The sequence below is a fragment of the Tolypothrix campylonemoides VB511288_2 genome (assembly GCF_045999855.1).
In the GTDB taxonomy this organism is placed as follows: Bacteria; Cyanobacteriota; Cyanobacteriia; order Cyanobacteriales; family Nostocaceae; genus Scytonema; species Scytonema bouteillei_A.
In genome coordinates this window covers 308,821-331,921 of the sequence record NZ_JBFPMW010000010.1, presented here as the reverse complement: position 1 = coordinate 331,921, position 23,101 = coordinate 308,821, and the positions used below count along the sequence as shown (strand labels likewise).

Here is a 23,101-nt window from a genome sequence, read left to right as displayed (position 1 = left end):
AAAAACGGGGGCTTCTACCCTAGCAAGGATTGGGGTCGATCTACAAATAATAGATATGTAGGGTTAGCTTTGATCCCAAGCACCAAGATGGAATACTTGTATTACCTGGCCAATGCCAGTTTAACTCTGAGGGTTGTTCAATTCTTGCATGGCAGACCCCAGATACCCGTTTCATTCGTCACCGTAATTCATCAAATTGATGGTTGGGTGGTTAGGATCAAACTAAAGGGTCGCATTTCAGCTCAAGTTGATGGTGATTTTCAAGCTTTCTTAAATGAACTAGGCATTAGTTACGAGCCACCAATGCGAGTGCAAATGGCACTTTGGAGTTTGGAAGCAGGACAATGCCCTGTTGATGTGATGCGCCGCTATCAAGTAGCGATCGTTTCTCACGGAAATCCAGAGAAAGAGGAAATTGAGGCATTTCGACAGCAGTTTGTCCGAGGTTTGGGCTATTGCCCAGAAACATTGGCATGATTGCTGTTTTAGTTCGCAATCCTGCCAGATTATTTGATTGGTTGTTAGTCACTCGTAGCAGGTAATTGATGATTTTAAAGTTTTTGTTTGTTATCCTTTACCTGCTACCAACTGCTCGAAACATCAAAAGCTGCTGGAATGTATTCATATAGTGTTAATTTATACTTACTCTCTAGAGAGAGCCTTTGCTTTTCTTGAGCCTTTTTCACTGTAAGTGGCTCTTGTGGTGTCTGTTGATAACCAACAATAGCAACATCAAATCGGCAAGAGTAGTTTGCTTTTTCAGGATATTTAGCCAAAAACATAAGAGCAGTACGCCAAAGTTTTGCTTGTTTTCTTTGCGTTACAGCAATTCTTCCTCCTGCGTCCCAATTCAGTTGACTGCGTGTTTTCACTTCAACAAATGCCAAAAGAGGTGATGAGCGGGATGGGGGGAGAACTTTTTTCCTATTTTCTGCATCTAGTCCTTCTTCGTTAAATTGGGCAATAATATCAATTTCTCCCCTAGAGTAACGCCATCGGCGATGCAAGATCGTCCAGCCTTGAGATTCCAACCAATTAACAACTAGGTCTTCTCCTGCGATACCTATACGGGGATAATGAGATGGAGGATGGTTTGCCATTAGTAAAAAATTGACGATGACTAGGTTAAGAAATCGGATTTGGGCAAGGATAGTCTGTATACTGCTTTGGGCAGTCGTATTTATAACAACCCCTGTAACTTGTGCGGTATTTGCACCACAAGCAATAGCACTTGACTACAACAAAGAAAACTTGGTAAATCAAGATTTCTCTGGACGTGACCTCACAGATTCCAGCTTTTCTCATGCCAATCTCCGTTACAGTAATTTGAGTCACACCAACTTAAACGGTGTTAGTTTTTTTGCTGCTAATCTCGAATCGGCAAATTTAGAGAGTGCAGATCTCACAAATGCGACTTTAGACTCAGCCCGTTTGAGCAAAACAAATTTGACTAACGCAGTTTTAGAAGGAGCCTTTGCTGCCAATGCCAAATTTGATGGTGCTATTATCGACGGAGCAGATTTTACTGATGTACTGCTACGTAAAGATGAGCAAGAGAAATTGTGTAAGGTAGCGCAAGGCACTAATCCAACCACAGGACGCAACACTCGCGATACTTTATTCTGTCGGTAGTTCAAGCTAAATTCTGGCTTGGAGTTAGAATAGCTCACTCTCGTGCTTAGTTATAATTTCTTCTACTAAGGTAGCAAAAGAAACTAAGCTATGACGAGCGACGCAAAGAGGGGAGTTGAAACTCAATTTGCTGCTGAATGAATCGAACTACGTTGGCGCGATCGTACTTTTTCATAGCTGTTGCACGAGCAGCGCTCCCCAAGCGATCGCACAAATCATAATTCTGCAAAAGTTCCAAACAAGCTTCGGCAAACTCTTTGGGATTGTCTCGCATCAAAAATTCTTGTCCGTCTTTGAATTCCAATCCCTCAGAACCCACACGAGTCGCAACTATTGGTTTGCCATAAGCAGCCGCTTCAACCATTTTGACCCGTGTTCCTCCTCCTGATAAGATAGGGCAACAAACAACTCGTGCTTGCTGATAAAGTTCAGGCAAATTATCCACAAAGCCAGCAAATTCAACACCAGGTACACCTTTGTTGTAGCTGTGAATATTTTCTGGATAAGGTCCGGCAACAATCAATCGGGCATTGGGCATAGCTTTATGAATGTGAACCCATACTTTCTCAATTAAAAAGTTGGCTGCGTTGATATTGGGATAGTAGTTGTAACCTCCTAACATCATTAAGGTAGGTTCTAAAGTAATTATTTGTGGATTGGGAATTGCGATCGCATTTGGTATGCTGACGACACCGGGTACTCCCCAACGTCCTGTGAGGTAATTGCGATCGTGTTCCGAGCAAACAAAAGTGCGACGTGCTAGCTGAATTGCTTGCAACTCACCACGTAACCGCGCTGGTACTTGCAAATAATAGAGTTGTGTAACCAGTCGAGTTGGGGGCTGTCGAATTTGGCGTATAAAACTAATGTGTTCAATATCATCTAAGTCGAGAAAAATAGGTGGTAAATCTTGCTGCACCTGCATAAGCGCACTCATTGATGAAAGCCGATGCACAAAAATAGCATCTGGCTTTCGACTCAAGCATTGTTCAAGTGCTTGCATTTGTTGTGGCGTTACCAAGAAATCTGACTGTTGGAAAAAACTAAAAATACCACCCCACTGCTGCTTCCATTTAGGAAGAAAATTGTCGTCTTCCTTCGGGCATAAAAATAGATTAAGCGGTGTTTGCCAATGCTGGGAAAGCTCACTTTCTGTTTGCGCGATCGCTTCTGGAGAAAGGTCAGTTTCCGGCGGTACAAAAAACAACATATCAAGTTGACCGAGCAATTTAATAGCATCAATAAACATTGACATCCGTTTATAGATACCTAAAGTACTCTTGCTTAAATCTTCAGGAAAATGAATAGAGATAAAAAGAATTCGCATTGCTTACCTCTTGATTGGAATTGAATCTTCAGCGATCGACAACTGTGTTAATGACAAACATTTTCTCATCTTAGAAGAATAGGGTAGACGTTAAATAAATGTTTGAACTGCAGATCTCACACCAGAGCGTAGAAGTCAATTCCTAAGATTTGAGAAAATTTAAAATATTATCTGCAAACCAATAAAAACCTCTCTACTAGCAAAGAGGTTTTTAAAATAAAGTCGGTAGATATCAAGCCTTAAAGGTCAAAACCGGAGTTAACCTTGCTACAACACTTACCATATCCGCCTGTACTTGCACATCAATCAAGGGTTGTATGGGTTTATAAGCAGCTGGCGCTTCTTCAATGCGGCGTTCTTCCCGCAACGTAATACAGTCTACGCCCGTTAATCCCAAAGCTTCTTCACTGTGAGATGCTCCTTTACGGCTCAGGTCAAAGCGTGAAAGCACTCTTCCCGCACCGTGGGAAGCAGACGAGCAAAAAGCGGAATTGCCTTTCCCCACGGCTAGAAATGATGGCGCACCCATGGAGCCCGGTATAATTACGGGTTGTCCTTCGTAGGCGGGACAAGCACCCTTGCGAGTCACCCATCCCGCACCCTCTCTCAATGTGATGTTGTGCGGTAAATCGTACACTAGTGGCGCGTCTGCGTCACCATAGACTTCGCGCAAACGCAAACGCAGCAATTCTGCTAACAAAAGTCTGTTAACAAAACCATAATTAGCTGCTGTCGCCTCTGCTTGCAAATACTGAGTGACAAGTTGGGGCTGAGAATGGACGGATAAAGGAAAAATACGAGAGTCTGGATACTTCAACCCTTTTTGCCAAGCGTCTTTCGCTTTGTCTCGCCACATTCCACCAATATACTTCCCTACATTCCGAGAACCAGAGTGAATCATGAAGGCAATTTGTCCTTCTTTAATTCCCCACGCATGGGCTAATGCTCTATTTTCTACTCGTTCTACTCTTTGAATTTCAACAAAGTGGTTCCCAGATCCAATAGTTGCAAGCCCGCCATCGCGTACTAGCCCCTCTTCAGGGACTAATTCTTCAGGAGCAAGTTTCCAATCTCCCTCCATTGAACCGTTTAAGAAGATGCGATCGCCCTCTGCAAGCAGTTCATTAAGATCGGATTTGGCAAAACTCCCTGTAGGCTCCTTAAACATGGCATCAACCCAACCAAGAACACCATGCTGAAACAATGCTCGCATAGTACGAGCAGTCATGGTTACATCACGGGTTCCAAAAAAGTAGTCCCCTTTCATGCGTTCTACAAACTGGTTGCGCTTTGCCAGAAACTGGTCAATTGTCAGGTTGGCAACGTGCAAGCGCATTCCACAGTTTATATCTGAACCGACAGCACTAGGAATGACTTGACCGATTGTTTCAATAACTGAACCAATGGCAATCCCGGCGTCACCGGGATGAAAATCCGGTGTTGCACAAGCACGACAAACACATCCACCAGCAGGATGGCTCACGCTGGCTAAGTTTGCTAGTTGTTTGAGCGCCTTTGCTTCTACGGGAAAACCTTCTGGAAGCAATACTTCTGCTACAGGTGCATCAGGAGTATTGGATAAACGAATAGAGTACGTATTGTTGTTGTAACTGACATCAAGCCCTTGCTTGGCTAGAGCTTGCAAAAGTCGTTTTAAATTCTTTGGCTGCATGAAAACTCCAAATTCAGCAGTGAGAAGAGTGCGTTACGTCAAATTTCATAAATCATGAAAATAAGACTCAGAACTTATCACTCTGAACTCAATGGCTTTGTTTTTTGAAGAGGTTTAGGAGACTTAGGTTCAGCAGCCGCGTCTCAACAAAATAGTGGAAGTCGTTTTCCCAGAAATTGTGGGAAGACGACAGGAGAATTCCTACTTATGTCTGTGCTACATTAATAACACAAAAATTTTCGAGTAGCAAGCTCTTTGTATTTGTGATTCCTATTTTGCCACAAAATATGTATTTTGAGTATTTTCAACTATTGCCAAATAGAGTTTATTGTCATTCAAAAAAAGAAGTGGCAGAGCCACTTCTAAGTAATTCCCAGGTAGAACCTAATATTTAGTATAACTTTTATAAATATTCCAAATCGTATAATTACACACTTATTAATTTTCCAATTTCCTTTGCTTTTTATGTTTTTAATGTAGAGATGTAACGAGCAACCTCTTTAAACATAAAGTTTGTATCCCCCTAAATTATTCGTAAAAATTTTCAGTGATTTGGGTGGATAATACCTATTAAAGCCTTATTTGGTGGATATTACCCACCCTAGGTATATTTAAATCAAATAAGTTATGGCAATCTTCTCTGATTCATAGCAAGTAAAAGACGCATATTCCCGACTGCTTAAAGAAGTCGTTCGTTTTAGGCTAATACGGTTCAGTTAACAATATCTAATCCTTGAAGATCCCCCCAACCCTACAACCGAAAGGGGGGATCGAGCCTTATCTGAACCTTGTTACGTTTTAGGCGGGTTGAATTTCCCGCTGAAAACATTCCACTGTTGCCTGTTCCCTCATAAAATGATTTGGGATTGCTATACTATTCCACAACTTCATTAACAGGAAATCTATCAATCAATTGCATTGCACGATTGGCATTACGGCGGAGGGTATCTGACAAATGGGGTACGTGAGGAATTTGTGAAAGTAAATCTAAAGTCCGGCGTAAAATTCTTACCACATCGCCCTCATCTAAACTTGTACTATCGCATAATTCTACCCACTCCATTCCCAATGCCCATTGTTCTACTAAAGAAACCAAATTGATATATTTAGTCTCCAAACCTACGGGTAATGCTACACCATGGCGGTATTGAACTTTAAGTACGGAACGACGAATTTTTTGCAGTCTCGTCCAAGCCTCATCCACGCTGGAGGAGATCTCAAAGTTAACTTTGCTGTCAGGACGTGGTGTTTCGGTCACCAATGCTGCTACTGTCGCTGCTAAATGTTGCGGATCTAAATTATCTAGTTCCTTACTAGCAAGTACCAAGCCCAACCATAATTCATTTTCTCCTCGAAGGGCTGCAGCACTCTGTCCCAATTCTGTAGGAACCAAATCAACCAGACATTCAAAGTGCTGTAGAATTGCAATTAAATTTAGAAATTCCTCCCAATGACGCTGGGATTCTTGCTCAACTTGCGATCGCAACTCCTGAATTTCTTCTTTTAATTCAGCAACACGTACTTTTCGTTTGGAAAGATTGCTCACATTACCAGACTGATGCAAGGGATGAGCCTCTAATTGCTGCTGTACTGCAACAAGGCGGCTTAACTGTTCTGCAACTTCTGGAGCCATATATTCAGTTCCACTGGGGTCGGGAATCTGTTGGGCTATTGCGGCTGTTTCCCAATTACCTGCAAGTGTTTGTCCCCGTTTCAAAGGTATCTCTGGTGGTGGGAGTAAATCCGCAGGCACTTCTATTCTGGGTAATTCTGCATACAAATCCAACACATCCGAGGGTGTTACGACATACCACCGATTATCTCGCCCCAAACAAACTAAATAACTCGTTTGAGAAGGACCTGGTGTTTTCCCCACCAAAACGGCTGGAATTGGCGCGGGCATTGTAAAGTTTTTACTCTTAAGACTCAAAAGCGTTCCCGATACGGCAAACCCCAACATCATTGCCAATTCTTCTTGTCGGGTTTCTTGAGCTTGTTCTTGCAGCGTTTTCAATAACTGACGTTCTACCCGCAAGCGTTGTCGCAATTTTTCATATACAGCGAGTTCCCCTTCATCAACTGCTTCAATCTGCGCTTGAAGATCGCCTAATTGCGTTTCTAAATATTCTATGTACTCATACTGTGGTTTGAGATGAAGGTTTGCCAAATATTGACCAAAACTGCGTTCTATCAGTTCTCTTGATTGTTCAACCGTATGAGTTTGCAGTAGGTTTAGCACCATGCCGTAACTCGGTGTAAACTGGCTGACCAAGGGATCTGGTTTAGATGTCGCTAAATAAGCTGCTTCCTTTGCTCCTTCAAAAGGAGTTTGCAGCGTCACCACATGACCCCGTTCATCCATCCCCCGACGACCTGCTCTTCCTGCCATTTGCAAAAACTCAGAAGCATTCAACAAGCGGTGTCCTGTATCGGTACGTTTGGAAAGGGTAGAAATGACTGTTGTTCTGGCTGGCATATTGATCCCAGCTGCCAAAGTTTCGGTAGCAAATACAACTTTAATCAGCCCTTGCTGAAAAAGTTCTTCTACCAGTACTTTCCAAGCAGGTAATACTCCCGCATGGTGCGCCGCAATCCCCCGGTATAAAGGTCCAACGTGTCCGGAGCGACCTGCATCTGGATTTCGTGTTAAAAATTCGTCAATTTGCCTGCGTAACTGCTGCGCTTCTTCTCTATTAACAAGCCAGAGGTCGCCGACTTCTCCCACGGCTTTATCACAACCCCGGCGACTAAAGATAAAGTAAATAGCTGGTAACATATCCCGTTCTTGGAGTGCGGTCAGAACGTGAGTAATTTCAGGTGCTTCAGCTCTTACGTTTTTACCTTTTTCTTTGTCTCCCTTTTTCTTCTTCTTAATAAGGCGGGAGTTAATTTTGGTTTTGTCGTCATTTAATAGGGGAAATAACCCTTTTGTTGTCCCAAAGTGAAATTCTAAAGGGACAGGTCGAAAATCTGAGTAAATCAAGTCTGTGGGACCGTGAACTTGATTTAACCAGTCGGTCAGTTCATCACTATTAGCAACCGTTGCTGACAGGGCTACAAGTTGAACAGTCCGGGGACAATATATGATGGATTCTTCCCAAACTGTTCCCCGTTGGCGATCGTTCATGTAATGGCACTCGTCAAGCACCACCCCCTCAACATCTGCCAAAGAAATCCCAACTTGTCCGATAGGCGTACCATAGAGCATATTGCGAAAAATCTCTGTGGTCATAACCAATATCGATGCATCTCGGTTGATCGAGGCGTCTCCAGTCAAGAGACCGACATTATCAAAACCGAATTTTTCGCGAAAGTCTCGCAGTTTCTGATTTGAGAGTGCCTTGAGAGGAGTCGTGTAGAAAACTCGCTTTCCTCGCGACAGGGCGCGATAAATAGCATATTCCCCTATTAACGTTTTACCTGAACCCGTGGGCGCACACACAACAACAGAGCGTCCGGCGTTCAGAGACGCGATCGCTTCCTTTTGGAACCGATCCAGTTCAAAAGGGAAGATCGAACTTGGGTCAACTTCAGGAGACAGCGCAGGATAGTTCACTCAATCTTAATTGCAACCATATCATCTACTATATTAACCAGTCTTTTGTCAACTTAGGCGATTGTTAATTGCTAATTGCTAATTGCTAATTGCTAATTCAACATCAGCCATCAGCTATCAGCCATTAGCCATTAGCCGTTAGCCGTTAGCCATCAGCCATCAGCCATTAGCCATCAGCCATTAGCCATCAGCCATCAGCCATCAGCCATTAGCCATTAGCCATTAGCCATTAGCCATCAGCCATTAGCCATTAGCCATTAACCATTAACCATTAGCCACGACCCAATTCCTGAGAGCGTGCTGTAGCGGCTTTAACTGCTTGAATTAAAGCCGAACGAAAAGAAGCTTGCTCTAGTTGAGCAATGCCAGCAATTGTCGTACCACCAGGACTGGTAACGCGATCTTTAAGTTCTGCTGGATGAATTTTTGTTTCATGGAGAAGCTTTGCTGTTCCCAGTACGGTTTGTAGGGCAAGTTGGTTGGCTATTGCTCTTGGTAAACCTGAGAAGACTCCACCATCCGCAAGTGCTTCTACCATGAGCGCTACGTAAGCCGGACCCGAACCCGATAGCCCTGTGACTGCATCCATCAAGCTTTCTGAAACTTCTACGACTTCTCCTACTGCCGAAAAAAGTTTCTTTGCTATTTCTTGGTGATGTGCCTTGGTATATGCCCCCATACATATTGCCGTCATTCCCGCCCCTACAGTCGCAGGGGTGTTTGGCATTGCCCGAATGACGGGTATGTGAGGAAAAGCTGCTTCTAATTGACCGAGAGTCACACCTGCCAATATGGAAATGACTAAAGGTTTTGAACCTGTGGGTATGACATCTGCTAATTCTTGAGCGATCGCGCTAAATACCTGGGGCTTAACTGCCAGAAATAGGACTTCTGTTGCTTGTGTAAACACCAAACGATTATCTGGTGTTAAAGTCACGCCGTACTCCTCCTGTAAGAAAACTTGCCGGGAGGGCTGCGGTTCGCTAACTATAACTTCTGATGGCTGGTATATTTTACGAGCAATAAGACGGGATAACAGCGCTTCTCCCATTACCCCGCCGCCTATTAAGCCAAATTTAGTTGTCATTTATGATTTGCCAAAAGTCAACTGCCGATTGTCATTTATCGTTATAATAAGGACAAATAACAAAGACAAAGGACCTATCGCTCATATATCTACTGTGCTACGCGGTTGGCGTCATTTCCCCAAGTTTGATTTGGGGTTGTTGTAGGGCGCGGACGCGCAGGTGGTTGAGGTACTTCGTGCAGAACACCCGTCTGAGTGCTCACTTGTACGCAGCTTGGTGTAAACAAGAATATGCTCTCGCCGATGCGTTCTTGATGTCCATCTAACGCGTAAGTTCCACCTGCAACAAAGTCTACTGCCCGTTGTGCTTGATCTGGGTCCATGATTGTTAAATTTAACACAACTGACTTACGCTCTCGCAATGCTTGAATTGCCTGGGGCATTTCTTCAAAGGTGCGTGGCTCTAGCACCAATACTTCTGAAATTCCATTCATTGCTCCTGGCATACCAATAACATTACTCATCGGCTTAGAACCTGCTGCTATATCATTTCCTATTGTAGGCACAGGTTCGCGCCAACGTCGATTAGCTGGTGTAGGTTCTTGTGGTGTTTGTTGAGACGCATTTTGTTCCTGATACAGATTTTGGTAGCTTTCTGTATCGGGTTCTTCTTCATAGTAATACTCTACTGGCTCATTTAGACCAACGAAGTCTCTCAGCTTAGAAAATATATTGTTCATGGTTTGCGCTCCTAGTGCCAATCACTATTGACTGTAGTGACTAAAATAACTCAGTCAACTCTCACTGCTACAATGGTCAGATATAACCCAGCAAATTTTAGCGCTGTTTGTAGCATCTATTACGTTTTGTTTTATGAACAGAAAATGCCCCCTGGTCTGTCCCTTATATTGTCTTGCACACAATAATGAGTCCAGATTATAACTTAACTAGAACGCTAGGGGAAGTTTATGACATCCTTTTTTTAATCTTTTATTTTTTTTAATCTTTATAAGCGTTGACTCAAATAAAAGGATGAAGGATGAAGTGTAGCTAGCAAAGGCACTCAGGCACTCGTAAGTATGTAACAAATTGAGAATAAAGCTTTTATCCTTCATCCTTTATCCGTTTAAGGTCTTTCACCAAATAAAATGGTTCCCAATCTGACCATCGTTGTACCTGCTTGTATTGCCAGTTGGTAATCGCCTGACATACCCATGCTCAGTTGGTGCATTTTTATGTTAGATAAATTTTTGTCTTGAATTTCTCTAGCTAGGTCTCGAGTGCGATAAAACACATCCAGTATCTCGGAATCATTTAATCCCAGTGGTGGAATTGTCATCAAACCATTAATTTGTAGATTTTTACACTCATTAAGTTGTGATAAATCTTCTAGTAACTGTGGTACAGTCCAACCTGACTTGTTAGGATCGCTCTTGATTTTCACTTGCAGGCAAACAAAAGGGCTTCGTCCCAATTGCTGTGCTAATTGGTTTAAGCGTTGAGCCAGTTTCAAACTATCCACAGAATGTATCCACTCAAAGTGTTCTATGGCAAGTTTTGCTTTGTTGCTTTGCAAGTGACCAATAAAGTGCCAGGTAATATCTGGTAAATCTTGCAACTCACGTTGTTTGGTTGCTGCCTCTTGGATGCGACTCTCTCCAAAATCGCGAATCCCGGCAGCATAGGCATAGCGCATCATTTCAGAGGTGACTTGCTTGGTAACAGCAATTAACCGAACTGAACTTGGGAGAGAGGACTGAATGGCAATAATACGTTCCTTGGGCGAACTACTCATTGGAAGGTGCGTTGGAAAACACTGTGAAGCTGATCGTACTCTTGTGATTGTCCGCTACGTCGTAAATTCCGTAAACGGGTTTCTAATAACATTCTTGCTTCTGTACGTCCAATTGACTGGAATTTGAGACCCTTTGCATCAGTTGTTACTAAAAAGAACAAGCGCTGTGCGTAAAGCGTAGTGAACAACTCCTGGTTCTCGTCCACCATACAAATCCTATAAAGCAAACCCCAAGTTGGATGATTTATGTAAGTTTCCGAGTTTTCTGAGTACATTTAATACTGTTTGATGATGAATGTATCAATAAAGGTGCAAAAACTCTGACAGTGATGGATGTGTCGCTGAATTTTTGCTGAAAAGTGCCAAAGTAGTGTAAAACCATTAGATTTTGTCACGAGCTATTAGTCAAGAGCTATTCCAAGAGAAGTCATTAACTAATAGCTTCAATTACAGTTTCTAGTCTCACCACTGAAAGGCTTTTGATTTAAGACTGCTGCTAGAGCTTGAAGTTGTGCTTGTGCTTTATACAGCGATTCATACCATTCTCTCTCAGGATCGCTGTCTGCTACAATTCCAGCTCCTACTTGTCCCCAGACAGTATTTATTGAGGATTTTGGCTTGGGGATTGAGGCATGGGCATTGATTATTAATTCTTCTGCCTTGTCTCCCTTGTTACCCTTGTCTTTTACAGTACAAGGAGCTAATAGAAGAGTACGGATAAGAATATTTAAGTCCAAATTACCCCGCCAATCTAAATAGCCGCATGAACCGTAGAACAAGCTGCGCCGTGTTGGTTCGAGTTCTTCAATAATTTCCATGCACCTCACTTTAGGGCAACCTGTAATTGTGCCGCCAGGAAACATGGCACGAATTAAGTCAAGGGCATTACATTCAGATTTTAGAGCTCCTTTGATATTGCTGACAAGATGCATGACGTGGCTGTAACGCTCAATTGTCAATAATTCATCAACAGTCACAGTTCCCCATTCACAGACTCGCCCTAAATCATTGCGTTCTAAGTCCACAAGCATAACGTGTTCGGCGCGTTCTTTGGTATTGTTCAGTAGTTCTTGCGCCAACTGTCGATCTTCGCTAGGTGTCATTCCACGCGATCGCGTCCCGGCAATAGGTCTTGTAGATGCATAACATTTTGTATCTCCATATTTTTGTAGTTGTACTAACCTTTCTGGGGAACAACTTACGACTTCCCCCCAAGGAGTTTGCCAGTAGCTTGCAAACGGAGAAGGATTGATCTGTTGCAGAACCCGATATACGTCCCAACCACAAGCTGTTGTTTGTATTTCAAAACGCAGCGACAGATTTGCCTGAAAGATATCTCCAGCTTGAATGTATTTTTTTGCACGGTTAACTGCTGCCTCGTATTGTTGTTGAGATACGTGGAAGAAGGGCGTGGAGAGGTGGGGAGGTGCGTTCTGATGACTCGGGGCTGAGGTGGATCGTATTCCCTTGTCGTCTGCTGCTTCTAATTTCTTCTCAAGCTCATCGAGTCCAACAGGACTACTAGCGGCTAGCCATAAAATTTGCTCTTTGTGGTTTAGGACAGCGAAGCACTCTGGTTCGTACCAAAAAGCTACTGGAAATGGTAAGAGGTCGGGTTTGTTGAAAGGTAGCTGTTCAATTTCCCATGCCACATCATAGCCCAACCAACCCAGCCAACCGCCTGTGAAGGGAAGAGGAGGAGGGGGGGGTAGGGGTGACATTTCCCGTTGTTCCCGTAGCAACTTGTCTAAAAATGGTAAAACTTCTCCAAGTGGTGGTGTCCACATTCGTGGAACTCCATCAACAACCCGAGGTGCGCCAGCACAAATAGAATATTGAGCCAGGTGGGGACAATCTGTTGGTGTTGGGTAAGGGCTTTCCAGTAAAGTGGCAATTTTATATTGGGAGGTATGGCGAAATAAAGCAATGAAAATATCAGAACCTGTACGATTTTCTAAGGGAAGCGATCGCCAATACCAAGGCTTTGTCATCATCTTTTATCAGAACGAGCCACGAATGCAGTTAAGTATATATGGCAATTGGCTATTTTTGCCAAAATATTTTTCTAAACCCATATTGCACTATGCTGTTAAATATTAACCACCTTCAATTCTTATCTATATCGTTTAATTTTAAATTGCCAGATTGGGTCAATGAATATTATCACTACGGAAATCCCTGAAGTTCTAATTATCGAACCAAAAGTCTTTCAAGACGAACGAGGCTTTTTCTTTGAAGCTTTCAATTATCAAATTTTTACAGAGCAAACAGGTATTTTTGTCAATTTTGTACAAGACAATCACTCAGCCTCAAAACATAATGTCTTGCGGGGATTGCATTACCAAATTCAACAACCACAGGGAAAGCTTATTCGTGCGATCGCTGGCACTATCTTTGATGTAGCTGTAGACATTAGAAAAAGTTCTCCCACTTTCGGCAAATGGGTTGGCTGCGAACTCAGTGATGTGAATAAACGACAATTATGGATACCCCCCGGTTTTGCCCACGGTTTTGTTGTCCGTTCAGAAACAGCCGAAGTTCTATACAAAACTACAGATTATTATGCACCCAAATACGATCGGTGTATTGTTTGGAACGATTCCAATTTAGCAATAGATTGGAATTTAACAAACCCGCCTATCCTATCTCCCAAAGATGCTGCCGGTCAATCTTTCAAAACAGCTGATATTTTTTTGTAAGAGCTAATGGCTGATGGCTAATGGCTAATGGAAGACCGATCGTCAATTAGCAGTTAGCTATTAGCTATTAACTATTTCAAGAGTGTAATTAGTATTATCTATGAGATCGGCAGTATAGACACGAATAAAGTAAGTACCAGCTCCTAATGTCGAGCTAATTGTACCATTTCTCCAAGGATTGCCATCAGATTGATACCACTTTTCATTGGCATCGTATATACCATTGCCGTTACTATCAAAAATTAACTCTACGTCTGCATAGCTACTTAAACTACCTAACGATAGATTAAAGTTGCTAGTTTGGTCTAAACTAAAGCGGTAGTAATCGTTGCGATCGCTACTACCTACAAAATCTGTAAAACTACGCTGTGTATTTAACGTACCAAAATCAACGGCTGTACCAAAAGTGTTGCCCGGATCTTTTGGTGTTGTACGTGGAGCAGCTGTTGCTGATATTCCCAGTGTATAGTGGGTGTTAGTGTTTGAGTCTTCAGAAAAGATCCGAATGAAGTAAGTTCCCGCTCCTAATGTTGCGCTAATTGAACCCTGTTGGTTACTGCTACCATAACCGTCGTACAACAGTTCGTTGGAATCATAAACTCCGTTACCATTAGCATCAAAAATAATTTCAATATCAGCGTAATCGCTTAACTCGGTTAAGGATAAGTTAAAGTAACTCGTTTGAGTTAGGGTCAAGCGATAATAGTCATTGCGATCGCTTGAATCAATAAGCTGGTTGTTTAAATTGCGGCTTCCATTAAGAAAACCAATGTTAAAAGCACTGTTCAAAGCATTGTCATCTCGATTAGGAGATGGAGAGAAAGAGCCAGGTAGGGCTGCTAGACGATTTTCCAAAAATCCATAAATCTCAAAGTGCTGTTGCGCCTGCTCGTTGCTGAAGTTTAATGCTTTTAAATCAGAATTATTGGCTAGGTAGTAACTGACATTAAAGGATTCAGAGGAAGCGCGTCCTTCCTGCAAACCATATCTCTGAAAGTGTTCAAACAGCTGAGTGTTAGATAAACCTGCTGCTCTTAAGTCAGCATTATTACTGTAATAATAATTCCTATTATAAGAAACTGAAAATCTTCGCCCTTCAGCAATTCCATAGCTAACTAAGTGCTCGAACAGTTGCTTGTTATTAAAACCTGCAGCGAATAAATCGGGGTTGGCAGCCCGATAGCGATTGATGTCAACAAATGGAGAAAAGTACCTTCCTTCCTCAACACCTGTAAGAACCAAGTGCTGTAGAGCCCGCTCGTTGGTCATACTGGCTAAGTCAGGATTGACATTACGGTAAAAATTGAGGTCAACAACCGGTGAAAATCGACGCCCTTCAACAATGCCAGCAATTTGAAGATGGTTAAAGAGTTGCTCGTTGTTGAAGCTAGCTAAATCGCCGTTATAATTGCGGTAAAAGTTGAGGTCAACAAAGGGTGAAAATTTTCGCCCTTCGCTTACACCAGTAAAGTTTAGATGGTTAAAGAGTTGCTCGTTGTTGAAGCTAGCTAAATCGCCGTTATAATTGCGGTAAAAGTTGAGGTCAACAAAGGGTGAAAATTTTCGCCCTTCGCTTACACCATAGTTTTGCAAATGCTCGTAAGCTTGACGGTTACTAAAGTTTCTTAGGTCATTATTACTTGAACGATAAAAGTTCAGATCTACAATTGGAGAAAAGCGACGACCTTCATCTAAACCTGCTATTTGAAAGTGGGACTGTAATTGAGCATCATTGAGGTTCGCTAAGTCAGAATTAACAGAGCGATAGAAACTAGCATTAAATAAATTTACGGACATAGTTAAAGTTTAAAAACTTTTTAGAACACTTTTGATATTTCTAGTGTTCCCCATGTCCTATTGGTTCTTATCCATAAAAATACGGAAATTCAAAACTTTTTTCACAAAATATTGATGAGGCATATCCTAAAAGAACGCCAGAGTAGTAGATGCCCCAGTTTTTTCTTACCAAACGGTAAGAAAAGTTTTTTCCGTCAACCAAGAGTGCCTAAATCTTGAACCCAATAGTGGTTGTAATTAACACTGCCCGTGTCATTGGCAAGGTAATAGTATCCAACTCCAAGGAATTGAAATACTGGATTTAATATATTGGCACGATGTCCTGCACTGTTCATCCATGCTTGAAAAACCTCTTGAGCAGTTGAGTGACCTGCGGCAATATTTTCACCAATAGCAGAATATTGAAAACCCGATGCTTTGGCGCGATCGCCTACAGACGAACCATTAGGGTCGGTATGATTGAAAAAGTCTTTATTTGCCATATTTTGAACGTGTGTCTGGGCTGAATTATTTAACTTGTCACTCAACTGTAGGGGTTGCAAGCCTGCTTTCAAGCGTTCTGCGTTTGTCAAGTCTAAAATACTCTGTATGAAAGAATTGTTACTTGGACTTAAAGGTTGTGGGGCTGAAGTGGCTACAGGTGATGATGTAGGTGCAACAGATAAGCCCAAATTATAGTTAGTATTTGCACCGCTAACACCTTGATAAACTCGAATGTAATAAGTACCAGCTTGTAAATCGCTTACACTTAATGCTTCATTTACAGAACCAGCGCTAGTAGATGCTGAAATAATTTGTCCGTTACCAGTCAGTAGTTGTACGTTTGCATCAGCACTCAAACCATTGAGTCTCAACTGAAAGCTGTTATTTTGAGTATTCAGCTCTATACGATAGAAATCATCTCGATCTCCGTCACCAATAGATTCCCTATAGACAACTGTCTGGGAATTTAAAACAACGTTACGAGCCAGATTTAACGCATTACCAGCATAGTCGCGACTCATGCTGATATCAACAAAGGACGATGCTTGGCGACCTTCGGTTAAACCAGCAATTCGTAAATGGTCAAAAAGTTGCTCGTTGCTTAAGCCTGTAAGGTCACCGTTGTTCTGACGGTAGAAGTTGAGATCGACAAAGGGTGAAAACCGCCGTCCTTCGGAAATACCGTAATTGGATAAATGGTCGTAAGCTTGTTGGTTACTGAAATTTGCTAAATCTTGATTGCTAGCACGGTAGAAGGACAAGTCAACTAACGGAGAGAAGAGACGATTTTCAGCTAGACCAAAGTTTTGAAAATGCGACAGCGCCTGTGCATCTGTCAAGTTTTTGAGGTCTGGATTGGCACTTCGATAAAAATTTACATCAAATGAATTTACGGACATAGGTAGAGTTCAAAGAGATACTTAATGGGTTGGTCTTACCTTGGTATTCCCTATGCCATAAGACTTTAAACCTTGAAAATAGAGAAGTTTCAAAGTTTAGAGTTTGAGAAGAAATGTTAAATGGGAACACAAGGACTTATGGTATCAAAATAAAGACCAAAATGCTTGTAAGCTAAAATACATAAATTTACTGAGGAATTTTCCGGATTTATGCAGGAGATCGGTGATAATCTATATTCACTGTTGCTAGGCTAAGGGAAAAATGAGTCAATCCATTCTGCTGATTGGTAGCAACGGTCAAGTGGGTACAGAACTGCAAAGAATCCTGACCCCCTACAGAAATACCGTCGCAGTGGCACGTCCAACCATAGACATGACCAAACCAGATACTCTACGCAGTATCATTAGAGAAAACAAACCTCAAATTATTATCAACGCTGCTGCGTATACCGCTGTTGACAAAGCTGAAAGTGAAGTGGAAGCAGCAATGGCTGTCAATGGCATAGCACCAGGAATTTTAGCTGAAGAAGCCGAACGATTCGGTGCTTCTCTGATCCATATCTCTACTGATTATGTTTTTGATGGTAATAATAGTCGTCCTTACTTGGAGACTGACACCATCAATCCTTTAAGCGTGTATGGCAAAACCAAGCTAAGAGGAGAAGAAGCTATTCAAAAATTTTGTACCAATTACTTCATTCTTCGCACGGCTTGGGTATATGGAAGTTTCGGCAAAAGTAACTTTGTCAAAACCATGCTGAGACTTGGAGGAGAAAGAGAAGAACTTCGCGTTGTATCTGACCAAATTGGTAGCCCGACTTGGGCGAGAGATATTGCAGATGCGATCGCCCAAATTCTTCCCCAACTTCGTCCGGAAATGACCGGAATTTATCATTACACTAACAGTGGTGTTGCTAGCTGGTACGACTTTGCTGTCACAATTTTTGAAGAAGCACAACAGCTGGGGTTTCCCTTGAAAGTGCAACGTGTTGTCCCAATTTCGACATCAGAATATCCAACATTAGCCCGTCGCCCTAGCTATTCTGTGCTGTCTTGTGCCAAAATAACCAAAGTTTTGGGCACTTATCCACCTCAATGGCGGCAAAGTCTCAGGCAAATGATTAAAGAGTGGTTAGTTGTGAGTGTTTAGTTATGCTCAATCAGAGTCATAACCCATCTCCAATTTCTAATCCTCAATCCCCAATCGCAAATGACTATGAAAGCATTGATTCTCTCAGGCGGTAAAGGTACGCGTCTACGTCCTCTCACTTATACGGGAGCAAAACAACTAGTACCAGTTGCCAATAAACCAATACTATGGTATGGCATAGAAGAAATGGTCAGTGCTGGGGTGACTGATATTGGCATCATTATTAGCCCGGAAACGGGAGGAGAAGTTAGAGCCAAAACCGGGAATGGGGAACTTTTCGGAGCTAATATCACCTACATCTTACAGGATCGACCTGCAGGGCTTGCTCACGCTGTTCAAGTTGCTCGTCCCTTTCTCGGGGATTCTCCATTTCTTATGTATTTGGGAGATAATCTAATTCAACAAGGTGATTTAAGCCATTTTCTTGAAGTTTTTAGTCAAAATCACCAAGATGCTTTGATTCTTTTACGCCAGGTTGCTAATCCCAGTGCGTTTGGAGTGGCTAAGGTTGATGAAACAGGTCGGGTGGTACAGCTGATTGAAAAACCAAAAGACCCTCCTTCCAATCTTGCATTGGTTGGTGTCTATTTCTTTTCTCACGTGATTCATGATGCGATCGCTAATATCAAACCTTCTGCAAGAGGCGAATTAGAAATTACCGATGCTATTCAATCCCTAATTGACAATCAAAAACACGTGGTAGCTTGTCAATTGGAAGGTTGGTGGTTGGATACGGGGAAAAAGGATGATTTGCTAGAAGCTAATCGGCTGATTCTTGATACTTACTTAAAGACTTCTCTTTCCGGAGACATTGATACCCAAAGCCAAGTTATTGGGCGGGTAAAAATTGGGAGTGGATCTAAAATCATCAACTGTACAATTCGGGGACCCGTTATCATTGGTAACAATTGTTATATAGAAAACTGTTTTATTGGTCCCTACAGTAGCATTGCCAATGATTGTACTCTCATTGAGACAGATGTGGAACACAGTGTGTTGTTGGAAGGCGCTAAAATAGTAGGAATTCATCAACGTATTGTAGATAGCGCGATCGGACAACGAGCACTGTTGACTGCTACACCGCGTCGTCCAAAAGCTTTGCGATTTCTTATTGGTGATGATAGTCAAATAGAATTAACGTGATTTACTTTTTAACAATTAACTATTTTTCCACTCCTCTCGTTACCAAGTTAATCAGTTCTTTACCAGATAAGAACCATTTTGAATGCAAAATTATAATTATTAACAATTCCCCTGATGATAATTCTATTTACGATCTCAAAAATGAATCTGTACTGATTTTTGATGCTACTCATAATCTAGGTTTTGGTCGTGCTTGTAATATGGGCTTAAAATGGATTTACGAGCAAGACTCTCAAGGAATTGTCTGGATTATCAATCCAGATGCTTATTTATCAGATAACCCTTTAGAGAAAGTTAATTTATTCTTTGAGTCCAATCCCGAAGTATCAATTTTGGGTACAATTATTCATACCCCTACGGGAGAAATTTGGTTTGCAGGCGGATGCTTTACTCCCGCAACCGGAACTATTAGCACTCAAGACTTATTAACAAACACAGAGACAGAGTACGTGACGTGTGATTGGGTATCGGGTTGCAGCTTAATTGTGAATCTCCGTAAATTTGATAATTTTCCTCAATTTGATCCTACTTACTTTCTCTACTATGAAGATTTTGATTTATGCAAAAGATATGGGCTTCAAGGACATACGGTTGCAGTAACCAAGCGATTTGGCGTGGTTCATCAACCCTCTTCAATTACTAATAAATACATTTTTAGAAAAATAAAACACAGTACTTATAGTTATTTAATAACTTTAGAGAAATATACAAATAATTTTATTTTATTGCTTCGATTAATCCGTTTGCTTGCCTATACTATAGTTTTGATGTTTGTTAAGCCTCAAGTCGCATTTGGTAAGTTTTCTGGAGTTTTGATGTATTTGAGGCGATCGCTTTCTTAAATTAGCTCCCTTTAAATCTCCGGCTTCTTCAAGAAGTCGGGGATTGACACAGTAAATTGTTATACGACCGGGAAAATCTTAAGTAGGGTACAATGCCAATGCTTACCAATTTATAATAGCGATATTCCACAAGATACTACATGTATTTTAAAAACAAAAACGCAGTGTTCAATGAGCAAATTATTAATTAATCTATCAGTTGTTTTCTCCCAGCCTACTGGTATAAGTAACTACGCAAAAAATCTTTTTCCTTATTTAAAAACTCTCCAGCCAACTTTATTGACAGCTGATAAATATCCAGATTTTAATTGTTATTCAATTCCCGATAACCTCACACCCGCTCAAGGTACAAAAGGGCATTTTAGCCGTATTATATGGACTCAATTTCAACTACCTCGAATTTATCAAAAGCTAGAATCTAGTTTGATATTTTCACCTATTCCGGAAGCTCCCTTATATGGAAAATGCCGTTTTATTGTCATGGTTCATGACCTTATTCCAATACGCTTTCCCAAACTTTCATCGCCACTAACACACTATTTCCGCTATTACATTCCTCAAGTGCTGAATCAAGCACAGCATATTGTTTGTAACTCTCATTCTACAGCTAAGGATATCACTCAGTTTTACCGCATACCAGAAAGCAAAATTACTCCCATTCCCTTAGCCTATGATGCCAGTCGTTTTTGCCCTGTTTCTTTGGAGACTGACAGGCAAGATTCTCCTCCCTATTTTCTTTATCTTGGGCGACAAGACCCCTATAAAAACTTACTCAGACTTATTTCAGCTTTTGCTGCAATACCCGATCGTAAAGATTATGAATTGTGGTTTGCCGGACCACAAGATAAACGCTACACACCAAGCCTGCAAAAACTAGCTGAGGATCTTGATGTTATGCATCAAATCAAATTCCTCGACTATGTTTCCTATCAAGATTTACCCAAAATTATCGGTCGTGCGATCGCTCTAGTTTTCCCCAGTCTCTGGGAAGGATTTGGTTTTCCAGTTTTAGAAGCTATGGCTTGCGGTACGCCCGTAATTACATCTAATATTTCCTCTTTACCAGAAGTCGCTGGTGATGCTGCTATTGCGATCGATCCCTACAATGTAGGAGAAATAACCGAAGCTATGCAATTAATAGCAACCGATTCACAATTGCGTCAGCATCTTTCTCTTAAAGGAATACATAGGGCAAATCAATTCAGTTGGGAAAAAACAGGAATAGCGACGATTGAGGTTTTATCGCGCTATCTTTGACTCCTTTGGATAAAGCCCCGCCTGTTTCCAAACTCCTTCAAGCACGGATAATAGTTATCCCGGCTGCTTTGTAAGGCTGAAGGGCTTGCTCGCTCACAGTGTTTTCAGTCACTAAATGTGTCAGTTGATCGAGGGGACCTACAATATATGGTGCTGCGGTTCCCAATTTTTCCTCAGACGCAAGCGCAACGACCTCAGCAGAACTATCCATCATTGCACGTTTGACATAAGCTTCCTCAAGATCGAGCACGCCAATTCCCATATCTGGGTGCAAGCTGCGTACACCTAACAGGCATAAATCTGCACGGATACTCCGCAAACTCTGAACAGTTGCTGCCCCAACTGCTACTAAGGAATTTTTCAAAAGCCTTCCTCCAAGAAGTATGACCTCAATATTGGAATTTTCTACTAAGGCTACAGCAATTGGGGGACTGTGGGTGATGACTGTAGCGTGTAAGTCTTTTGGGAAATATTCTACAACTTGTAGTGTCGTTGTACCACCATCCAACAGCACCACCTGTCCCGAACGAACTAAACCCGCAGCTGCCTTTCCAATGGCTACCTTCGCTTTTTGAGCTTGGCTTTGCCTTGCGGTATAGGTAAGTGCTTGACCGGAAACAGGTAACGCACCACCGTGTACGCGCATCAGTAATCCAGCTTCAGCCAAATCTCGTAAGTCCCGACGAATGGTGTCTTCTGAAACATTCAAATGGCTGCTCAAGTCGGATGAAAGCACCTTTCCTTCACGGCGTAGGGATTCTAGAATAAACTGTTTTCTTTCAGCGTTCAACATAGATTTGCGTTTTTATGCATTTTTTTATTTGTTTTTGCTGTTTTTTGCATTTATAATCTTATATATAAGTTTAAACGCATAGCGTTGCTTGAATTTTTCCATTGTATGTAGAAGAGAAGACTATGAAACAGGCTATTCGTACAACACCTTACCAGCTTGCCGCTATCGACCTTGATGATACTTTACTTGGTCTTGACAAACAGATTAGTTCTGAGAACAAAGCCGCAGTGCAATTGTTGACTAACCTCGGTATTCACGTGGTACTTGCTTCCGGACGCAAACATCAGAATATCCTGCAATTTCACCAACAGCTTGGTTTGCGCGGTTTGATTGTGTCCACTCATGGGGCATTAGTCAAAGACGCAGAAACAGGCAATATCCTGCAACAGCAATTAGTACCTGTCAATCTTGCAAGTCAGGTCATGGCAGATGGGCTAGCTTACGGCTTAACTCTCATCTGCTACTACAGTGATGGAGTGCGTGTCAGCGAGAAGAATGTTTGGACGGATTTGTACCAAAAGCGCACTGGTGAAGAGGTGAGAGTAGACAGCAAGCTCGTTCAAAATCTGCATGAAGCACCACAGAAGGTGATGTGGAGTGGAGAACCCGAACGTATTTCAGCACTGCATCAAGTTGCAAAGGCACGCTATCAGGAACAACTCAACATCATACCAACAGATCCAGAAAATCTAGATTTTATAGCGATGGAAGTTAATAAGGCAGTCGGCGTAGCAGCCGTCGCTCAGCATTATGGTGTCAAACAAAGTGAAGTTGTTGCTTTTGGCGATGGTCACAACGACGTACCTCTGCTCTCTTGGGCGGGTCTTGGAATTGCAATGTCTCACGCTTGTCCAAGTGCTAAAAAATCAGCAAAACTTGTGGCTTCCCCTGGTAATCCAGAGACTAGTTTCGCCCGTGCTGTTGCAATGGCGTTAGCTTCCAACTGAGGTGGCTCTTTGCTCTACTCTCTCAAGAAATAACTCCGCACTTTGTCTTTCAGCCTCAAACAGGCGATCGCTTTCTCACTTC

At 42.0% G+C, this 23,101-nt stretch carries 20 protein-coding genes; 8 read left to right on the top strand and 12 right to left on the bottom strand.

Annotation, left to right across the window (positions count from 1 at the left end):
- Positions 1–87 precede the first annotated feature (87 nt).
- Positions 88–477 carry a hypothetical protein gene (locus AB0756_RS27395; RefSeq protein WP_038089465.1) on the top strand — a complete coding sequence of 130 codons (390 nt, stop codon included), beginning with the start codon at positions 88–90 and terminating at the stop codon, positions 475–477.
- A 104-nt stretch (positions 478–581) separates the two neighbouring features.
- On the opposite strand, the gene AB0756_RS27390 is transcribed toward AB0756_RS27395, so the two are convergent.
- Complete coding sequence (locus AB0756_RS27390; RefSeq protein WP_038089462.1) at positions 582–1,100, bottom strand: YraN family protein; 519 nt, start codon at positions 1,098–1,100, stop codon at positions 582–584.
- A 16-nt stretch (positions 1,101–1,116) separates the two neighbouring features.
- Here AB0756_RS27390 and AB0756_RS27385 point away from each other — a divergent pair, with 16 nt between their 5' ends.
- On the top strand, positions 1,117–1,632 hold the full coding sequence (locus AB0756_RS27385) for a pentapeptide repeat-containing protein (protein WP_038089459.1): 516 nt from the start codon (positions 1,117–1,119) through the stop codon (positions 1,630–1,632).
- Between the two features lie 88 nt (positions 1,633–1,720).
- Here the strand turns inward: AB0756_RS27385 and AB0756_RS27380 are convergent, their stop codons facing one another.
- From AB0756_RS27380 to AB0756_RS27345, 8 genes are all read right to left on the bottom strand, one after another.
- Positions 1,721–2,959 carry a glycosyltransferase gene (locus AB0756_RS27380; protein WP_038089456.1) on the bottom strand — a complete coding sequence of 413 codons (1,239 nt, stop codon included), beginning with the start codon at positions 2,957–2,959 and terminating at the stop codon, positions 1,721–1,723.
- 232 nt (positions 2,960–3,191) lie between these two features.
- Positions 3,192–4,631 (bottom strand): RtcB family protein, encoded by a 1,440-nt coding sequence (locus tag AB0756_RS27375; RefSeq protein WP_038089453.1) that lies wholly within the window; start codon positions 4,629–4,631, stop codon positions 3,192–3,194.
- An 874-nt stretch (positions 4,632–5,505) separates the two neighbouring features.
- Positions 5,506–8,187, bottom strand: a complete 2,682-nt coding sequence (locus AB0756_RS27370) for a DEAD/DEAH box helicase (protein ID WP_050045277.1) — start codon at positions 8,185–8,187, stop codon at positions 5,506–5,508.
- A gap of 271 nt (positions 8,188–8,458) precedes the next feature.
- Positions 8,459–9,274: a pyrroline-5-carboxylate reductase gene (gene proC, locus AB0756_RS27365; RefSeq protein ID WP_038071908.1), complete on the bottom strand. Its 816-nt coding sequence runs from the start codon at positions 9,272–9,274 to the stop codon at positions 8,459–8,461.
- 89 nt (positions 9,275–9,363) lie between these two features.
- Positions 9,364–9,954, bottom strand: a complete 591-nt coding sequence (locus AB0756_RS27360) for a cell division protein SepF (protein ID WP_038071906.1) — start codon at positions 9,952–9,954, stop codon at positions 9,364–9,366.
- A gap of 386 nt (positions 9,955–10,340) precedes the next feature.
- Entirely contained in the window at positions 10,341–11,009 is a 669-nt protein-coding gene (locus tag AB0756_RS27355; protein ID WP_038071904.1) for a YggS family pyridoxal phosphate-dependent enzyme, read from the bottom strand.
- Positions 11,006–11,284 (bottom strand): transcriptional coactivator PipX, encoded by a 279-nt coding sequence (pipX, locus tag AB0756_RS27350; RefSeq protein WP_038071902.1) that lies wholly within the window; start codon positions 11,282–11,284, stop codon positions 11,006–11,008. Before pipX ends, AB0756_RS27355 begins: the two co-directional genes overlap by 4 nt.
- A gap of 168 nt (positions 11,285–11,452) precedes the next feature.
- Positions 11,453–13,000: an anthranilate synthase component I gene (locus AB0756_RS27345; protein ID WP_038071899.1), complete on the bottom strand. Its 1,548-nt coding sequence runs from the start codon at positions 12,998–13,000 to the stop codon at positions 11,453–11,455.
- A 162-nt stretch (positions 13,001–13,162) separates the two neighbouring features.
- Here AB0756_RS27345 and rfbC point away from each other — a divergent pair, with 162 nt between their 5' ends.
- Positions 13,163–13,708: a dTDP-4-dehydrorhamnose 3,5-epimerase gene (gene rfbC, locus AB0756_RS27340; protein WP_038071897.1), complete on the top strand. Its 546-nt coding sequence runs from the start codon at positions 13,163–13,165 to the stop codon at positions 13,706–13,708.
- 60 nt (positions 13,709–13,768) lie between these two features.
- Here rfbC and AB0756_RS27335 read toward each other — a convergent pair whose 3' ends face one another.
- The gene (locus tag AB0756_RS27335) at positions 13,769–15,505 is read right to left on the bottom strand and encodes a PPC domain-containing protein (protein WP_050045276.1); all 1,737 of its coding nucleotides are present in this window, start codon (positions 15,503–15,505) and stop codon (positions 13,769–13,771) included.
- A gap of 194 nt (positions 15,506–15,699) precedes the next feature.
- On the bottom strand, positions 15,700–16,887 hold the full coding sequence (locus tag AB0756_RS27330) for a CAP domain-containing protein (RefSeq protein ID WP_038071894.1): 1,188 nt from the start codon (positions 16,885–16,887) through the stop codon (positions 15,700–15,702).
- A 262-nt stretch (positions 16,888–17,149) separates the two neighbouring features.
- Here AB0756_RS27330 and rfbD point away from each other — a divergent pair, with 262 nt between their 5' ends.
- The 4 genes from rfbD to AB0756_RS27310 all read left to right on the top strand — a co-directional run bounded on the left by rfbD (position 17,150) and on the right by AB0756_RS27310 (position 21,279).
- Positions 17,150–18,037, top strand: coding sequence for a dTDP-4-dehydrorhamnose reductase (gene rfbD, locus AB0756_RS27325; RefSeq protein WP_038071892.1), 888 nt, complete (start codon positions 17,150–17,152; stop codon positions 18,035–18,037).
- A 66-nt stretch (positions 18,038–18,103) separates the two neighbouring features.
- Positions 18,104–19,180, top strand: coding sequence for a glucose-1-phosphate thymidylyltransferase (locus tag AB0756_RS27320; RefSeq protein ID WP_038071891.1), 1,077 nt, complete (start codon positions 18,104–18,106; stop codon positions 19,178–19,180).
- Positions 19,177–20,022: a glycosyltransferase gene (locus AB0756_RS27315; RefSeq protein ID WP_038071889.1), complete on the top strand. Its 846-nt coding sequence runs from the start codon at positions 19,177–19,179 to the stop codon at positions 20,020–20,022. The genes AB0756_RS27320 and AB0756_RS27315 overlap by 4 nt, the downstream gene beginning before the upstream one ends.
- 171 nt (positions 20,023–20,193) lie before the next feature.
- Entirely contained in the window at positions 20,194–21,279 is a 1,086-nt protein-coding gene (locus AB0756_RS27310; RefSeq protein ID WP_038071888.1) for a glycosyltransferase family 4 protein, read from the top strand.
- A 37-nt stretch (positions 21,280–21,316) separates the two neighbouring features.
- Here the strand turns inward: AB0756_RS27310 and AB0756_RS27305 are convergent, their stop codons facing one another.
- Complete coding sequence (locus AB0756_RS27305; RefSeq protein WP_038071886.1) at positions 21,317–22,072, bottom strand: DeoR/GlpR family DNA-binding transcription regulator; 756 nt, start codon at positions 22,070–22,072, stop codon at positions 21,317–21,319.
- A gap of 122 nt (positions 22,073–22,194) precedes the next feature.
- On the opposite strand from AB0756_RS27305, the gene AB0756_RS27300 reads away from it, so the two are divergent.
- Positions 22,195–23,019 (top strand): Cof-type HAD-IIB family hydrolase, encoded by an 825-nt coding sequence (locus AB0756_RS27300; RefSeq protein ID WP_050045275.1) that lies wholly within the window; start codon positions 22,195–22,197, stop codon positions 23,017–23,019.
- Positions 23,020–23,101 lie beyond the last annotated feature (82 nt).

Coding starts and splice junctions, on each gene's coding strand:
- AB0756_RS27395 (WP_038089465.1), top strand. CDS start 88: ATGGAATACTTGTATTACCTGGCCAATGCCAGTTTAACTCTGAGGGTT.
- AB0756_RS27390 (WP_038089462.1), bottom strand. CDS start 1,100: ATGGCAAACCATCCTCCATCTCATTATCCCCGTATAGGTATCGCAGGA.
- AB0756_RS27385 (WP_038089459.1), top strand. CDS start 1,117: ATGACTAGGTTAAGAAATCGGATTTGGGCAAGGATAGTCTGTATACTG.
- AB0756_RS27380 (WP_038089456.1), bottom strand. CDS start 2,959: ATGCGAATTCTTTTTATCTCTATTCATTTTCCTGAAGATTTAAGCAAG.
- AB0756_RS27375 (WP_038089453.1), bottom strand. CDS start 4,631: ATGCAGCCAAAGAATTTAAAACGACTTTTGCAAGCTCTAGCCAAGCAA.
- proC (WP_038071908.1), bottom strand. CDS start 9,274: ATGACAACTAAATTTGGCTTAATAGGCGGCGGGGTAATGGGAGAAGCG.
- AB0756_RS27360 (WP_038071906.1), bottom strand. CDS start 9,954: ATGAACAATATATTTTCTAAGCTGAGAGACTTCGTTGGTCTAAATGAG.
- AB0756_RS27355 (WP_038071904.1), bottom strand. CDS start 11,009: ATGAGTAGTTCGCCCAAGGAACGTATTATTGCCATTCAGTCCTCTCTC.
- pipX (WP_038071902.1), bottom strand. CDS start 11,284: ATGTACTCAGAAAACTCGGAAACTTACATAAATCATCCAACTTGGGGT.
- AB0756_RS27345 (WP_038071899.1), bottom strand. CDS start 13,000: ATGACAAAGCCTTGGTATTGGCGATCGCTTCCCTTAGAAAATCGTACA.
- rfbC (WP_038071897.1), top strand. CDS start 13,163: ATGAATATTATCACTACGGAAATCCCTGAAGTTCTAATTATCGAACCA.
- AB0756_RS27335 (WP_050045276.1), bottom strand. CDS start 15,505: ATGTCCGTAAATTTATTTAATGCTAGTTTCTATCGCTCTGTTAATTCT.
- AB0756_RS27330 (WP_038071894.1), bottom strand. CDS start 16,887: ATGTCCGTAAATTCATTTGATGTAAATTTTTATCGAAGTGCCAATCCA.
- rfbD (WP_038071892.1), top strand. CDS start 17,150: ATGAGTCAATCCATTCTGCTGATTGGTAGCAACGGTCAAGTGGGTACA.
- AB0756_RS27320 (WP_038071891.1), top strand. CDS start 18,104: ATGAAAGCATTGATTCTCTCAGGCGGTAAAGGTACGCGTCTACGTCCT.
- AB0756_RS27310 (WP_038071888.1), top strand. CDS start 20,194: ATGAGCAAATTATTAATTAATCTATCAGTTGTTTTCTCCCAGCCTACT.
- AB0756_RS27305 (WP_038071886.1), bottom strand. CDS start 22,072: ATGTTGAACGCTGAAAGAAAACAGTTTATTCTAGAATCCCTACGCCGT.
- AB0756_RS27300 (WP_050045275.1), top strand. CDS start 22,195: ATGAAACAGGCTATTCGTACAACACCTTACCAGCTTGCCGCTATCGAC.